General features: G+C 37.4%; 14 protein-coding genes. 1 reads left to right on the top strand and 13 read right to left on the bottom strand.

Going from position 1 to position 15,461, the window contains the following annotated elements; genetic code table 11:
* Nucleotides 1–8: 8 nt before the first annotated feature.
* The 8 genes from CKJ95_RS17760 to CKJ95_RS17725 all read right to left on the bottom strand — a co-directional run bounded on the left by CKJ95_RS17760 (nucleotide 9) and on the right by CKJ95_RS17725 (nucleotide 8,889).
* Nucleotides 9–1,364, bottom strand: coding sequence for an ABC transporter substrate-binding protein (locus tag CKJ95_RS17760; protein WP_099354771.1), 1,356 nt, complete (start codon nucleotides 1,362–1,364; stop codon nucleotides 9–11).
* Between the two features lie 65 nt (nucleotides 1,365–1,429).
* Nucleotides 1,430–2,452 (bottom strand): LacI family DNA-binding transcriptional regulator, encoded by a 1,023-nt coding sequence (locus CKJ95_RS17755; protein ID WP_099354770.1) that lies wholly within the window; start codon nucleotides 2,450–2,452, stop codon nucleotides 1,430–1,432.
* A gap of 404 nt (nucleotides 2,453–2,856) precedes the next feature.
* Nucleotides 2,857–3,603 (bottom strand): GntR family transcriptional regulator, encoded by a 747-nt coding sequence (locus CKJ95_RS17750; RefSeq protein WP_099354769.1) that lies wholly within the window; start codon nucleotides 3,601–3,603, stop codon nucleotides 2,857–2,859.
* Between the two features lie 124 nt (nucleotides 3,604–3,727).
* Complete coding sequence (locus tag CKJ95_RS17745; protein ID WP_099354768.1) at nucleotides 3,728–4,546, bottom strand: PfkB family carbohydrate kinase; 819 nt, start codon at nucleotides 4,544–4,546, stop codon at nucleotides 3,728–3,730.
* 17 nt (nucleotides 4,547–4,563) lie between these two features.
* On the bottom strand, nucleotides 4,564–5,418 hold the full coding sequence (locus CKJ95_RS17740; protein ID WP_099354767.1) for a carbohydrate ABC transporter permease: 855 nt from the start codon (nucleotides 5,416–5,418) through the stop codon (nucleotides 4,564–4,566).
* 1 nt (nucleotide 5,419) lies between these two features.
* Nucleotides 5,420–6,304 (bottom strand): carbohydrate ABC transporter permease, encoded by an 885-nt coding sequence (locus tag CKJ95_RS17735; protein WP_099354766.1) that lies wholly within the window; start codon nucleotides 6,302–6,304, stop codon nucleotides 5,420–5,422.
* 129 nt (nucleotides 6,305–6,433) lie between these two features.
* Nucleotides 6,434–7,705, bottom strand: coding sequence for an ABC transporter substrate-binding protein (locus tag CKJ95_RS17730; protein WP_099354765.1), 1,272 nt, complete (start codon nucleotides 7,703–7,705; stop codon nucleotides 6,434–6,436).
* Between the two features lie 209 nt (nucleotides 7,706–7,914).
* Nucleotides 7,915–8,889, bottom strand: coding sequence for an SIS domain-containing protein (locus CKJ95_RS17725; RefSeq protein WP_099354936.1), 975 nt, complete (start codon nucleotides 8,887–8,889; stop codon nucleotides 7,915–7,917).
* A gap of 261 nt (nucleotides 8,890–9,150) precedes the next feature.
* Between CKJ95_RS17725 and CKJ95_RS17720 the strand changes: the two genes are divergently transcribed.
* Nucleotides 9,151–9,633 carry a DUF2062 domain-containing protein gene (locus CKJ95_RS17720; protein WP_099354764.1) on the top strand — a complete coding sequence of 161 codons (483 nt, stop codon included), beginning with the start codon at nucleotides 9,151–9,153 and terminating at the stop codon, nucleotides 9,631–9,633.
* Nucleotides 9,634–10,009: 376 nt separating this feature from the next.
* On the opposite strand, the gene CKJ95_RS17715 is transcribed toward CKJ95_RS17720, so the two are convergent.
* The 5 genes from CKJ95_RS17715 to CKJ95_RS17695 form a co-directional block, all read right to left on the bottom strand.
* On the bottom strand, nucleotides 10,010–11,182 hold the full coding sequence (locus CKJ95_RS17715) for an MFS transporter (protein WP_099354763.1): 1,173 nt from the start codon (nucleotides 11,180–11,182) through the stop codon (nucleotides 10,010–10,012).
* 37 nt (nucleotides 11,183–11,219) lie between these two features.
* Nucleotides 11,220–12,284, bottom strand: a complete 1,065-nt coding sequence (locus CKJ95_RS17710) for an Ldh family oxidoreductase (protein WP_099354762.1) — start codon at nucleotides 12,282–12,284, stop codon at nucleotides 11,220–11,222.
* A gap of 92 nt (nucleotides 12,285–12,376) precedes the next feature.
* Complete coding sequence (locus CKJ95_RS17705; protein WP_180271571.1) at nucleotides 12,377–13,885, bottom strand: tripartite tricarboxylate transporter permease; 1,509 nt, start codon at nucleotides 13,883–13,885, stop codon at nucleotides 12,377–12,379.
* Nucleotides 13,886–13,894: 9 nt separating this feature from the next.
* Nucleotides 13,895–14,317 (bottom strand): tripartite tricarboxylate transporter TctB family protein, encoded by a 423-nt coding sequence (locus CKJ95_RS17700; RefSeq protein WP_180271570.1) that lies wholly within the window; start codon nucleotides 14,315–14,317, stop codon nucleotides 13,895–13,897.
* A 147-nt stretch (nucleotides 14,318–14,464) separates the two neighbouring features.
* Complete coding sequence (locus CKJ95_RS17695; RefSeq protein ID WP_099354760.1) at nucleotides 14,465–15,451, bottom strand: tripartite tricarboxylate transporter substrate-binding protein; 987 nt, start codon at nucleotides 15,449–15,451, stop codon at nucleotides 14,465–14,467.
* Nucleotides 15,452–15,461 lie beyond the last annotated feature (10 nt).

Raw genomic sequence — 15,461 nt, 5'->3', positions numbered from 1 at the left:
AACCCCTTTTAGTTTTCTTCAAGAATAGCGTTTATCCTATCATTGAAACTTTTAGCTGCATCCTCAGGTGTTGTATTGGATATAAATAAATCTTCTAATGTGTCTGCTAAAGCTTGGTTTATCTTAGAAAAATTAGTGCTCGTCACTGTTTGAGCTAATTCCTCAGGTACTGTCTGTGATTGTTCGATAAATAGGTTAAGCATTTCAGGATCCTTAACAGCATAATTGAAAGGCTCAGCTATATCTGTACGAGCTGGTAAGAATAAACCTTTCTCTACAAACGCCTTCATAACTTCCGCTTCACCCATATAAGCTAAAAATTTCTTAGCAGCTTCACTATGTTCTGAGGCAGCCGGAATTGCTATACCATTACCACCTAAATCAGATGCTGCCGACTCCTTGACTGGCATGTATGTAACGCCCCATTCAAAATCTTTCATATCAGATTCGTATTTCGGAATCATCCAGTTTCCTGAGATTAACAGTCCAACATTTCCAGAAGAAAATAACATATTGAAATCATCTGACCCCTTCATACTGTTACCTTGAGACATATGGTTTTTAAACATATCCTGTAAAAATCTTAAAGATTCAATAGCCTCTGGAGTTTCTACATTTCCTTTTGTTGCATCTTCATTAAGTATGGTTGCTCCATTTTGGAAGAAAAATGGTAGAGAACGGTATGAGGAACTCTCTGCCCAGTTAACTGCAATTCCACGATCAGCTAGTCCAGCATCCTCAATTTTTGTTGCTACATCAATAAATTCTTCCCATGACCATGCTTCTTCAGGTGTACTTGGAGCCTCAATTCCTAGTTCATCCAAATAAGTCTTGTTATAGAATACAGCTAAAGTATCTGTGTGATGTGGTAGACCATAAATCTTATCTTCGAAAGTAACTGCAGTTAATAAACTAGAATTATAGTTTTCTTTATCTGATTCAAATAAATCAGTAACATCTAGTAAAGCACCTTTACTAGCAAATTCTCCAAACTTTTGGTATTGAATACGGAAGATATCTGGTGAGTCATTAGCAGCGATTCTTGTTTGGATTTTGGTGTAATAGTCACCAGAAGATGGAGGTGGTACTTGGTTTGGTTTAACATCAATATCAGGATTTTTTTCCTCAAAATCCTCAATCATGTCTAAAAATGCTTGTTCCTCACCGCCCGCAGCAGCCCAGTAAACAAATTCTACTGTTTCTTTTCCACCACTCTCCGCCGAATCTGATTCTCCATTACTACTACTATCAGATGATCCAGCACACCCTGTTAATAAAAATGCAATCATAAGGGATACAAAAAGAATAAAACCAGTTTTGTTAAACGCTTTCATTTTACTTCCTCCTTTTTTAAACGCTTTCATTTAAATCCCCCTCCTCTTATTGACTTTGCTAGAATAATAGTTACTAGACTAATACCTCCTTTTATTTATTTTTTATTGTTACCGCAACTTTTGCGGACAATTAACTCAGTTGGTAAATAGGTCGTTAATGGAAGTGTAATTTCATCTTTTATTCGTTCTGATAGTAATTTAACAGATATCCTGCCTAGTTCCTCTTTATGTACACGAACTGTAGTCAAAGGCGGGTTTATAAATGGCGACATTTCTAAATCATCAAAGGAAATAATAGATATATCATTTGGTATGGTTAAGCCTTTTTCCTGAATCGCCCTATAAGCACCATAGCTCATCCTATCACTGGCAATGAACAAAGCTGTAGGAGGATTATCTTTAGACAAGATTTCCTTCATAGCATGGTACCCACCATTAACTGTAAAACTACCATTTTTAATCCATTCCTCTTTTATAGGAATATGAGCGTTTTTTAGAGCTTGTTCATATCCTTTATACCTTGATTCCTCTGTTAAAATGCTTCCAGAGTGTTCATTTGACCCAATAAAAGCAATGTCTCGATGACCAAGTTTCAAGAGATAATCAACCGCATTAACGGCACTCTTTTTAAAATCAAGTGTGACATAATCAATTGGTATAGAGGGGTTACCTCCAACAGAGATGATGATTGAAACCTGTTCTTTTATCATTTGAAGATATGAATCCTTAAGTGGACCAACAACAATAATAGCAGTGTTATCTCCAGTAAACCTAGACGGCAGCAAGCCATCCTGCAATTCCTGTTCATCTAGGGTAAATTGTATATTTAATCCCTGGTCCATCAATTCCTGTTCAATTCCATAGATAATTTCTGAAAAGTATGGATCCTTGTATTTATTTTTTGAATCATTTAACAATAAACCAATCTGCACTTCAGAAATATTTCTGCCTTTTTCTGTTGGTTTCATATGCTTTTTATATCCTAACTCTCTAGAAATACTAAAAATCTCATTTCGTGTTTGTTCATCTATTGATGTCGGTGTATTGTTCAGCACTCTAGATACAGTTGATACCGAAACATTAACCCTTTCAGCTATATCTTTTAATGTAACTTTCATGACTTGCCCTCCAGTTATTTCAGAAAAAACTCAGAAATTTTCTGTAAACTCATTGTATATTATTCAGAATTTAAAATCAATACGAATTATTAAAATATTTTGTGTTTAACATCAGGGAAACAGAGCTGATATCTAATCTGCCCATAATTAAAGCTATAAAACTAGCTGCAAAAATCGGTTTGCAGAGTGTTGGAAAAGAAGGTAGAAACGTTTCTAGATGAATAGTGGATAAAAGGCTATTAAACTATTGAAAATTACCCAATTCAAAAATGGCGCGATTAGTACAGGTTACTGTATAATCGCGCCAATGGTATTTCAATATAATTTGTTGTTTAATCCTATATTCTGGGACAAAGGACCTGTCCCTCTGTCCCACCAACCCTGTTTCCCACATCCATGTCTTTCTAGTCCATGCCGATGTCGATGTAGAAGTTGACGCGGCTGGCGAGTAGGTAGTATTTGGAGTAGTGCACGGGTTCGTCGTTTTCGCCTTGTATTACTTTGGTGACTTGGACTAATGGATCAATTCTTGTGATGTCCATTAAATTGCTTAATTCGCTTGTTGGCATGACGACTTCTATGTTTTTCTGTACGCGTTTGAATTCGATGCCATAGTCGTTATGAATGAGCTGAAAAGTTGAGACGTTATCTTTAATTTTTTCAGAAATTCCTTTATAGATGTCGTTTGGAAGATATGCATAATCAAGACTAAAGACACCGTTTACATCATGTACGATACGTACTAACTCGACGACTTCAAAGGCTTCGTTCCGATTGAAGATTTCCATCAAATGACGATCTGCGGTGATGATTTTATTGGAGATAATCTTTTTTGAAAAATTGTTCTCTTCCCCTGCCGAAAGCCCTTCTGTAAATCCTTTTAGATTTAAGATATGAAGGGATTGCTTGATACTTTTGACAAAGGTGCCCTTTCCATGCAGAATTTCAATGACTCCTTCGTTCTCAAGCTCTTTTAAAGCTCTACGGACGGTAATTCTGCTTGTATCAAACAGAGTACATAGTTCTTGTTCATTGGGTAATTTTTGTCCTGGCTTGATCTCTCCATTAGCGATCATATCTTTGATTCCAAGCATGACTTGTTCATATAATAGGACGCGACTCTCTGAACTAACGGATTTGTCATTTTTCATAAGCTACCTCTTTTACAAATATTCCTACAATTTAAATATACCTAATGTTTAACTGTCTTTCAAACATATCCTCTTTAGACTTTTTGACCAAACCAAGACCTTTCAGTTTGTTTGTACCCTCTACCTACTCCAATTTATTCGGATAACCGAAACCACCGTAAAATGTACAGGTAGTACTTGCACTTTGGGCTGCTGCATATAATGAGTCTTCCATACTATTATGATTGTAAAAGGAAGTTAAGAATGCACCGATAAAGCTGTCACCCGCTCCCATTGTGTCCACAACTTCTGTCTTCAGTACCTCTTGTTTATAGAGCTTGCCATTATGCGCGAAGATCGCTGGTTTGGAACCTCTCGTGATTCCAACTACTTTCAGATTATACCCTTCTAGTGTTGCAAGAAGATTCTCGATTTCTTCATCACGTAAGTCTGCTCCTGAGAAGAAGCCGATGGAAATGTGCGGGCAGACCTTTTGCAAGTATTCTGGGTCTCTATTTTCCGAGAAGTCAAACGAGACATCGATTTGTTTTGAAAGGGTTGGTAACTCGTCCTCAAGCCATGAATAGCAGCTTGTATGGCATACATCAAAGGATTTTATATAGTCATAATCTCCCTCTACTAGCCTCATTTTAACGAGATGTTGAACAGTATCCTTCGGGCTAAATACGAAAACTCGGTCGCCTTCTTCTGTTAGGTTGACACGTGGTTGCCCACTTTTACCCTCTACCACTCTTGAGCGGTGGTAGCGAATACCCTCCTTCGTAAGAACTGCTTTAAGATGTTGGGCTTTATCATCTGTTGCAAAAACACCAATATAGCCTACCTCTTCTGCACCTGAGCGCTTGCCATTTACTGCAACATTAACAGCATTTCCACCTGGGTAGTATAGCCCCTGATCCAAATAACAATCTACTACATTATCACCAATTGCGATTAGTTTCATCATAACTCACCTTTCTATTAACCTTTTACAGAACCCTCAGATAGCCCTCTTACTAGATATTTTTGAAGGAAAATAAGCAGTAAAACCATTGGAGCAGCAGACATAACCATACCTGCTAGAAGAACACCCCAATCCGTACGTAACGCATCTCGGAAGTTCATCAATCCTGATGGAATCGTCTTTAAGTCGTTTGATTCGATAAAAATGGTAGCAAATAAGAACTCATTCCAAGCATAGTATGAAGTTAATACTATAACAGTAATGATAATTGGTACAGACATTGGAAGATAGATTCTGCGATAGATTCCAAATTCACTGCATCCATCGATAATCGCTGATTCTTCTAGTTCACGAGGTATACTCAAGAAATAAGCACGCAGTAGTAAAACCGCCAAGGGAAGTCGGTAGGAAATATACGTAAAAATGAGTGCCCAGTGCGTATTGATTAATTCCAAACTACTAAGTATATTAAACAACGGTATCAAGGCAACCTCTGGGTTCATCATCATGCCACCAATGATAAAAATCAAGGCAAAATCGATCAGTTTTGTCCGATATCTTGCTAATACAAATGCCGCCATTGACCCAATCAATACAACGGAAATCACTGTTATGGCTGTAACAAATAAGCTATTTACGAAATAGCTTGATATTCCCTTCGACCAAGCGGTTGCATAGTTTTCAACGAGCCACGTACTTGGAAATCCCCAGACATTATTATAGATTTCTTTATAGCTTTTCATGGAGGAAATAACCATCCAGAAAAGAGGATAAAGGATAATAACCGCATATACAATTAATCCGATCGTGATAAAAAGTTCACCAAGACCGAATCTCTGGTATCTACGAGTGGATTTTACTATATTCCCCATGTTAATCACCCTTTCCTGTACGCGACAATCGTATTTGGATAACTGCAAGAATGGCCGTAATCATAAAAATAACAATGGCAATCGTCGAGGCGTACCCCATATTATCCTTCACAAAACCTTGTTGATACATATGAACAGACATCGTGATAGAACTAAAACCAGGACCACCGTTTGTCAAAATGTATGGTTCATTGAACACGAGCATCGATCCTGTTACCGTGATGAGGGTGTTAACGAAAATAGTCTCTCTAACTTGGGGAACCGTAACACTTATAAACTTGCGAATTTTCCCCGCCCCATCAATATCAGCGGCTTCATATAATTCTTGAGGTATTTTCTGAATTGCCACGATGAATAGCATCATGATAAAACCAATACTTTGCCATTGTGACATTGCAATTACTGCATATATCGCCGTACTAGAATTACCCAACCAAGGCTTGGCCCATTCTTCTAAACCAATTAATTCTAAAAAACTATTTAAAATACCCATTTGTGGATTATAGATAAACCCGAATAGCAATGCGATTACAGAAATAGAAACCATAACCGGCATAAAATAGATGACTCTCAAAATTGGAGCAGCTTTTCGAAAGATTTTATCCTCTAAGATATACGCCAACACTAGTGCAAACCCGACCTGTAGGAAAACGGAAATGATCATATATTTAAAGTTATTACCAATCGCGGTAAGAACGACTTTGTCACCTAATAAATTTTTAAAGTTCTCAAACCCTACAAAAGTCTTCTTTTGTGAAAAAACGGAAAAGTCGAAGAAGCTATTGTAGAAATTCTGAACGAGAGGAAAATAGACAAAAGTGGCAAGAAAAACAATACTCGGTAGTAAGAAGAGTACAGGGATCAATATACTTCTCTTTCTTAACATACGCTTCACCCCCAACAATCAATTTAGCCTGGAATATTCTCTAAAGAATCATTTTATCTACTATTTGAAGTGAAACTTAAGACTCAGAGTTACGATACTGAATCTTAAGTTTCGATATAAAAGCGCTTACTATTTTAATTTAGCTGCTTCAGCTTGAACTTCTTTCATGATATCTTCCGGTGTTGCATCACCAGTTGCTAACGACTGTCCGCCTCTCATAAAGATATCTGCAATATTAATATTGACCGCATTATCAAACCATGGAGCAGTTGCGCTTGCGTTTAGGACGATATCGTATGCTGCCATGCTTGTCTCGGATGAATTTTCAGCATCTACAGCTCCTTTAATTGCATTCAATTGACCATCTGTTTTTGTAAAATCGTACGCCGTTTCCTCAGAGGTTAGGAATTTCAAGAATTCCACTGCCTCTTTTGGTGCGTTTTTACTTAACATCCAACCTTCTGGTGCACCTGTTAGAGCTTTAGAATCCCCTTTTCCACCCTCAATCGCAGGGAAATCAAAGAAACCAATGTCCGTTAAACCCATTTCTTCTACCATTTTGATTTCAGCAAATTGCATATATACAATTGGAGCTTCTTCATTACCAAACATATTACGTGCAGCTTCATGGTCAATCGCAGTTGAAACGTCGCCCATGTAAGATGTGAGTTCTTTAAAGATTTCTAACCCACGGATATAACCAGGATCAGTAAATTCGCCTGAACCGTCCACATAATCAGTAGCGGTTACGGCAGGGTCTAATACCCGTTGAAAAATCGTTCCTAGATAATGAGAGATTGCCCAACCATTTGTTAATCCCTCAACAAGTGGTGTTTCATAACCAGCAGCTTGAAGGGCATCTAATACATCAATTAGTTCATCATAGGTTGTAGGTGCTTTGAGATTGTGTTCCTCAAAAATCTTTGTATTGTAGAAAAATGCTTTTCCATCAATTGTAAATGGAATACCATACGTTTTATCATCAAAAGTGAAACCAGAAAATTGAGATTCAATAATCTTTCCCGACCACTCCGTATCCTCATTAATGATTTCGTCCAAAGCCATAATACGTTCGGAAGATACAAGATTCATAGCAAATGAATCAGACCAAGATGTGAAAACATCTGGAAGGTCATCGTTTGAAACTAGGACTCTAATTTTTTCCTTATAGGAATCATTTAAGACGGCATCAACATTGATTTTGACATTTGGATGAGCAGCTTCAAACTCTTTAATTTTTTCATCATAAAAAGATTTACGAGGTTCGTTTGGCCATCTGTGAAAAAAGTCTATCACAACCTTATCTCCTTCTGCTTCTTTTGTAGATGATGAATCAGAGCAAGCTGCTACTACCGGAACTAGAATTAGCAAAATGGCTAAAAGCGACAGAAACCTTTTCATCTATATTCACTCCCTTTAAATTATTTATCTATTCAGATAATTCAAGGCAGGAGTGAGTTCATTAGCTGTCTATTCCAGTCATACCATCGTCACTCGGTATGTATGACCACGATTGTAATGTCTCACAAGGAACTACTCCTATGAATCACAAGTGTATTGAATCATAATGCTAGCAATCTATTATTCTAGAAAACTCTAATACCGCGCTATTAATATTCCATTTTCCACATATATCTACGTACTGAAAGTGGGTGACCTGTATGTTCAGCTAGACCGTCCGCATATTGGCGTAATACGGCACCTACAATGGCTGGTCCAAAGTATTCTTTAAGATCCTTATCTATCCCAGTGAAATCCAGTTCTGCCACATCCACGACTTCTACATTTTTACTAAACTTTTGAGCAAACGTAATCGCTCTTTCATCCAATGGGCGATTGGCTCCTTCACCTTTCACAATTAGGAACGGAACATTATCATCCGTGATTTCGAATGGTCCATGGAAGAACTCCCCAGTGTGAATAGCATTTGAATGAATCCAGAGCATCTCCATTAATAAGCAGCTAGTAAAGGAATAGGCTTGGTGAAAGTATACACCACTACCCATGGTATAGATTAGCTTTTCTCTCTTATTTTCCTTGCCCCACTCAAATGCACGATCAATCGTTTGTTTTTTATTTGTATCTAAAAGTGTTTCTAAATTCTCTAACTGTTTTAACACTCTTTCATATTTTTCATTCGGAGAAAGCGCTTGTAAAAGTTGAAAAACAAGACTGAAATAGATTCCAACTTCCCCATCAATTGCATTTGAACCATCTTTGTAGTTGTAATGTACGGTGTATTCAGCAGCTTTACAAAGTGGAGATTCAACATCCATAGAAATAGCAATTGTTAATGCACCTTGTTCCCTTGCAAATCTCGCAGCTTCTACTGTTTCAGGTGTAGTACCAGAATGCGAACGTAGGATAACCACACTACCTTTTCCTAGTCCTTTAGGAGCACTGTGAACAAATTCATTTGATGTATAGAGTCTAGTTGGTATATCAAGTTCACGATCTACGAAGTAATCTCCCGTTCCTAATGAGGCCATTGAACCTCCACAGGCTACAAAATAAAAATTCTTAACCTCGATTTCCTTTACCGCTTTTACCACATCAGAAATTTGCTTAACATGTTCTTGTTTCATTTCTAGCACCTCCGTTTTATATAACATCATATGATGTCTTAATAAAAATATATAACCTCCAATATCGAATGTCAAATACTTTTTAAATTTTCTGTTACTTTTTTTATTGAGATGGGTCACGGGGACAGGTCCCTTGTCCCACTTCTCCCCAATCGTCTTTTTCCCTTTTGTACTTTTCCTCATTTAAGTTTTTAGCGTATGATACACTAGATACATAGCTGGATAAAGTGCTTGTCTTGAACATTTGGAGGCGTGACCGATATGAATTTAGGTCGAAAGTTTAAATATAATCTTGTGCGTATACTTAGAGTTAACGATAGCCCTCATCAGGTGGCACTTGGGTTTACATTGGGGTTTATACCAAATTGGTATCCAACCTTTGGACTTGGTGTGATTCTCTCGGTCGGCCTAGCAAAATTAGTTAAGAGTAATACAGTGGCAGCCCTTGTAAGTGGTGTTCTTGGAGCTCCATTGTGGCCAGTGTTATTCTTGTTAAATTATAAAGTTGGTAGTCTTCTATTTGATAAGAGTACGAAGGTAGACGAGCTCGAGGATGTTGCCTACGCAGATGCTCTGGAACATACGTTAGATGGAGTAAATAGCTTTTTTTCAAAAGGCTTTACATTTCTGGAGGGGGCTTTGATCAATACCCTTCTTTTCTCTATTTGCATTTACTTTATCGTCAAATTTCTCTTTAAAATGTACCGTAAAGGATTATTACGTAGGATCAGAGGGAAGTTATAAGAACATATCTATGCCTACTCCTGTTGTTCTAAAAAGCTGGGTTTCCCTCCATCCAACGCCTCACACACCTCTTGAGGGGCTGCGCCCTAAGTTTAGAATAGTAATTCACCTCGTTTCACCACTATAACAGCAGCTCTTATCCACCTAAAAACTCGTCCAATCAAGCGTTTGATTGAAAATGAAAAGGCTTGGTACTGTAGCGTTAGACCACTAATCAAACGTTTGTTTGAAATAAAATTTCGCGATTAGTACAGGTTGGAGTAAATTAATAGTACCGTAATAATTTCTTTTTCTTTAAAATGGTTCTGGGACGAGGGACCTGTCCCTCTGTCCCTAACAAAAAAATAAGTCCGGGACTCTCTATCGAGTCCTGGACTTATGCATGATGATTCCCTGAAAAATCTTGTTCAAACCGTTTATTTTTCATTTTTGCTGTCACAAACAGTAACGTTAGAAAGAGAATACCGACCGAAGCAAAGATTGGGATAAACCCCATTTTTGTTCCGATTAAGCCAAATAGGATAGGAACAACAAATTGGACACCTTTATTAATTGAAATTCGGAGCCCTAATACTTCTCCCGTTCTACCTTCTGGAGAACTATTATAAGCCATATTAATTGTAAGTGGTTGTGCGCATCCTATTCCTAGTCCCAAACAAAAACTGATTATCATCAAGATGATAAAACTATTTGTGAATGGGATAAGTACAAAGCATAGACCCGATACCAAAAAGCAACTCGAAATAATAACAGATTCACTATATCTACTTGAAATCATAGGCATAAATAAACGAATAATATAGTAGGCAATTGCATTCATACTAATAATGATTCCAATGGAAGTCGCACTAAGTTTAATGAACTCCCCATAAATTGGGAAGTAAAACTCATATAACCCTACCCCAGTTAGAACAATTGCACTAATTAAATAGATTTTTCGTAACCCTGGATGTGTTAATAGTTCAAAGCGATTACCTGTATTTATTTCGACTTGTTGAACGTTTGTTTCTGGGAAAGGAATCATATTCAATACAATCAATATTCCACATATAAAACATAGCAATGTTAAAATTAAGAAAGTAAGTTGATACCCTACTTCATCAATCCCAACTCCAGCAATAAGTGGCCCAATAAACCCCGCAAGTGAAATACTTAACCCATTCGTAAAAAAGTTTTTTAATCGATTCTCTTTTGAACTGATATGCCCTACTAAATTTTGCGTTGTGACTAAAACAAAAATGTATGCAATACCAAAAAGCACCTGAGTAATAATTAGAATGGTAATATTACCTTGAAAAACAAATGGTATGAAAAGAGATAGCCCTCCTAAAAAAGAGCCGAATACTAATAAGATTTTATATCCATACTGATCTGATAGTCTACCTACCCATACCGCAAACAGCATCGGGAACAAAGAGCCAGCTGATATAATTATACCTAATTCAAACGCGTTAGCTTCAAGTGACAATGCATACAAACTAATTAGTAAAATATTTGCACGATAACTAATGTGGATTAACATTAAAATACCGACAATTTTATAAATCAAATAAACCCCATCCTAGATAAGAAGCATCTATTGAAACTTAGTTATTCAACTCGAATCCTATTCCTCTTTCATGAGCTATTTCGGATAACTCTTCTACTGTCACTGTACTGAGCGGTATTCCATTTTGTAATCTGCTTTCCATTAAATCGTATTCCATTTCACCTGGGAGTAAGATCTCGTCTACCCCGTCAGCTTTAGCCAAATTTTTTATTTCCGTCTTTAGCTTTTGAATGCTATTCTTAAATGCATCTAATTCAACAAATAAATCAGGGCGCATGGCAAAGAAAAAGTGCCCAACATTTTGTTTCCTATCATTCTGTTTCATGCTACCAACAGCCGTACCAAATGCTGCCCCAGTAACGATCCCTGATAATATATCTACAAGTAAGGCCAAACCGGATCCCTTCGGACCTCCAACTGGTAATACACTTCCTTCTAGCGCATCTTGAGGATTTTCCGTCATTTTCCCATGCTTATCGATTGCCCATCCAACCGGTATATTGAGGTTATTTTTTAGTGCGTATGTTATTTTCCCTCTAGCAACTACACTTGTCGCCATATCGAAAACAATATTTCGGCTTGTAAAAGTAGGGATAGCATATGAGAGTGGATTCGTACCAAAGTACATCTCCTTTGCTCCCCAAGGTGCCATACTTGAAGGTGCATTTGAAACTGCAAAACCAATATAGCCTTCGTTCGCAATTTTACTGGTGTAATCTGCTAACATCCCACAGTGATTTGAGTTAGATACACCTACACATGCTAATCCCGTTGCTTTAGCCTTGTTTATCACAAGTTCGACAGCTTTTGAAGCAACAATAATTCCTAAATTATTTCCACCATTTACTTTACAGAATGAAGGAAAATCTTTTTCGATTTGGATGTGATTTTCACTTTCAACTAAATTCAATTTTAATCTATCAATATATGACTTTACTCGAACAACCCCGTGGGATTCAACACCCCTTAAGTTTGCTAATACAAGATGTTTTGCAACACGGATGGCATCTTCATCTGAAAGATTATATGCTCTAAAAATAGCTGAAACTACCTTTTCCAACTTTATTGAGTCAACGGTAACTTTCTTTTCTAAAGCTATCATTTTTACATCTCCACATCTTCAACTTTTTACTTTTTTTACCTAGTAGTTACTATCAATCAGTTGAATTAATAAACCATAATACTAACTGTGTATTACATTTCAACATCTTCATTGACAATACTTTTACCTTTAATGGTTGCCACTACGCTAAAGATAATAGAAATTAGTGCAATAACTAAAATTGTTCCTGAAAGTGGACGCATAAAGAACATGAAGAAATCTCCTCTAAAAATGGTTAGAGATTGTATTAACGTTTGTTCCATCAACCCACCTAGTACAAAGGCTAAAATAATTGGGGCAAGCGGAAAATCTGCTTTTTTCAAAAAGTACCCAATAATTCCGAATACCAACATGGCTCCTACATCAAACATACTATTATTTAATGAATATGTACCTACAATCGTAATGATCAGAATAATCGGAAAGAGTATTCTAAACGGAACCAATGTAATTTTTGCCCATAAGTTAGCCATTGGTAAATTCATCATCAATAAAATGGCATTACCTATGAACATACTAGCGATTACTGCCCAGACAAAGCTTGGGTTATCTTGAAAAAGAGCTGGACCTGGTGTCAGTCCATGCATGACAAATGCGCCAAGTAATACTGCAATAGTCGGAGAACTTGGAATACCTAGTGTAAATAGTGGAATTAGTGCCCCACCAGAGTATGAATTGTTTGCCGTTTCTGGACCTGCAACTCCCTCCAATGCTCCTTTTCCGAAACGTGAGGGATCCTTAGCTAGCTTCTTTTCCATCGAGTAGCTTAGTATCGTTGGTATTACTGAATTTGTTCCAGGAATTAACCCAATAAAAAATCCTAATATACTTCCTCGTCCAATTGATTTCATTGTAGGCTTCCATTCCTCTCGTTTAGGAAAAAGCCCTTGAACCTTAGGCGGTTTTTCTGCATTTGCACTTAATTTCGTTTCCGCATTTAGAAACAATTCAGATAAACCAAATAAACCCATGGCTATTGCAATAAAATCAATTCCACTCATTAAATGTGTTTGTCCAAACGTAAACCTCAACACTCCAGAACTTAAATCTTGTCCAATAAACGCTAAGCACAATCCAAATAGTGCTCCTATAAGCCCCTTCACTAACGATTTCCCCATCAAACCTAGGAGCAGAGCTAATCCTAAAAAGACCATTGCAAAAAATTCTGGCGGTCCAAAGTTAAGGGCAAGCTTTGCTAGAGGGGGACCAACTAAGACCAATCCAATAATGGATATACATCCACCAATAAATGACCCTATCCCTGCAATTCCTAGCGCTACACCTGCTCGGCCTTGCTTTGCAAGGGGGTGCCCATCAAGGCATGTTATTAAAGAAGCCGATTCACCAGGAGTATTAATTAATACCGATGTAATGGTTCCACCGTACATAGCCCCATAATATATTCCGGATAACATAATAATGGCGGAAATGGGCTCAAGCGCAAAGGTTAAAGGTAGCAGTAAGGCTGTTCCTGCTGTTGGTCCAAGACCAGGTAGGACTCCGATAAACATGCCAAACGTAACTCCAATTAGACAATATAAAAGATTTGTCCATGTAAGCGCAGTCTCAAATCCAGAAAGTAAATACATAAGTGTGTCCATAAAAACCTCCTACCAACCGTATTGATTAACAGGCAAAGGTATATCTAATGCTACACCAAATACGAAAAAAATGATTAATATCACCAGTGAAGATAATCCCAATGCCGAATACCATTTGTAACCTCGTTTAAATAGAATAAATAACGTGATGATCCCTCCACAAACAAAGCCAACAAAAGGAACAATGATCATAAAAATAATGAATGACCCCATACAGGTCAAAACATTTACCATTCCTTCTCCTTTTGGCATTACATCTTCTATCTTGATAATTTCTTTTTTTAGGGACAATACAATGCTAAGAAGTGACAGAACGATAATTAGCCCCCCTGCCCAGCGTGGCAAAAGGCCAGGTCCTGGTCCATAGTCGCTGTAATATTCCATCGATAACGATTGCCAAAAAATGATTCCACCAAATATGAGAAAAAACAAGCTAACATAAACTCCTAGATTTTTCAAAAGACATCAGTCCTTTATTTCTATTTATTGATTTTGGAAGAATTGACCGCTTCTAGTAAGCGGTCAATTCTTCCAAAATATCGATGCATATACATCTGGCTCAATACCTTAATCAATGGTTCAATCCCATCCAAGTAAGCTCTTAACCCCAATTAATTCCTGCTCGATTCCTTTCATCTCTTCTAAGTAAGCATCGCTTCCTTTATAATCTACCGCAAGACCAGATTGAGCTTGCTTTTCAATATGTTCCTTATTTGTAATTGCTTTTTCAAACGCTTCATCTAATACTTTCAACACTTCTTCGTCAAGCCCTTTTGGTGCTGCGAAACCACGAGTTGCACTTGAAAGTACTCCTTCGTAACCACTTTCTTTTAAAGTTGGAACATCGTCAAAAAATGAAGTCCTTTCTTCAGACATTACAGCAATTACATTGATATCATTACTCTTTTTTAAATTGATAACATCAACCACATTCGCAAACATTACATCAATGTGTCCACCCATTACAGCAGGTGCAGCCTTTGCAGACCCCTCCGTATGTACTGGAATAAATTTCGTACCAAACGCCTCATTTAGCTTTAATGCCACAATATGATCGTCGCTTCCTACACCTGTAGTTGTAATCGTGACCTCATGCTTTTTTGCATATTCCATTAATTCTTTAACATCTTTAAAACGAGTTTCATCATTTCGTATCGCAATAACACCTGGATCAGAAAGATGGCTGGCTATTAGAGTAAAACTCTCTAAGTTTTCTTTCCTTTCTTGTTTTGGATCGAGATATCCAGTTATGATATTTGGCGTTCCAAGATATCCAATCGTATACCCATCAGGCTTTGCATTAGCTAATTCTGACCATCCAACCCATCCAGCTGCGCCTGGACGATTTACAACTGTGACTGGTACACCGAGTTCTTTTTCTAAATATGGTGCTAATATACGTGCTCCCGTATCCATACCTCCACCCGCTGCAAAAGAGACAATCAATGTAATAGGTTTATCAGGATACTTACTTTTCGCACTTGAAGTTTTAGTAGAAGTACCTCCGCAAGCTGCTAGGACAGTAATTAACATTGTGATAATTGAAAAGACTACTAGTTTCTTCATTTTATTACCC

The sequence above is a fragment of the Fredinandcohnia onubensis genome (assembly GCF_002734285.1).
GTDB classification, from domain to species: Bacteria; Bacillota; Bacilli; order Bacillales; family Bacillaceae_L; genus Ferdinandcohnia; species Ferdinandcohnia onubensis_A.
This window is presented reverse-complemented; position numbering and strand designations above follow the sequence as displayed.

Bases quoted from the DNA above. Each gene is read 5' to 3' on its own strand.
- CKJ95_RS17760 (WP_099354771.1), bottom strand. From the start codon at position 1,364: ATGAAAGCGTTTAAAAAAGGAGGAAGTAAAATGAAAGCGTTTAACAAA.
- CKJ95_RS17755 (WP_099354770.1), bottom strand. From the start codon at position 2,452: ATGAAAGTTACATTAAAAGATATAGCTGAAAGGGTTAATGTTTCGGTA.
- CKJ95_RS17750 (WP_099354769.1), bottom strand. From the start codon at position 3,603: ATGAAAAATGACAAATCCGTTAGTTCAGAGAGTCGCGTCCTATTATAT.
- CKJ95_RS17745 (WP_099354768.1), bottom strand. From the start codon at position 4,546: ATGAAACTAATCGCAATTGGTGATAATGTAGTAGATTGTTATTTGGAT.
- CKJ95_RS17740 (WP_099354767.1), bottom strand. From the start codon at position 5,418: ATGGGGAATATAGTAAAATCCACTCGTAGATACCAGAGATTCGGTCTT.
- CKJ95_RS17735 (WP_099354766.1), bottom strand. From the start codon at position 6,304: ATGTTAAGAAAGAGAAGTATATTGATCCCTGTACTCTTCTTACTACCG.
- CKJ95_RS17730 (WP_099354765.1), bottom strand. From the start codon at position 7,705: ATGAAAAGGTTTCTGTCGCTTTTAGCCATTTTGCTAATTCTAGTTCCG.
- CKJ95_RS17725 (WP_099354936.1), bottom strand. From the start codon at position 8,889: ATGAAACAAGAACATGTTAAGCAAATTTCTGATGTGGTAAAAGCGGTA.
- CKJ95_RS17720 (WP_099354764.1), top strand. From the start codon at position 9,151: ATGAATTTAGGTCGAAAGTTTAAATATAATCTTGTGCGTATACTTAGA.
- CKJ95_RS17710 (WP_099354762.1), bottom strand. From the start codon at position 12,284: ATGATAGCTTTAGAAAAGAAAGTTACCGTTGACTCAATAAAGTTGGAA.
- CKJ95_RS17705 (WP_180271571.1), bottom strand. From the start codon at position 13,885: ATGGACACACTTATGTATTTACTTTCTGGATTTGAGACTGCGCTTACA.
- CKJ95_RS17695 (WP_099354760.1), bottom strand. From the start codon at position 15,451: ATGAAGAAACTAGTAGTCTTTTCAATTATCACAATGTTAATTACTGTC.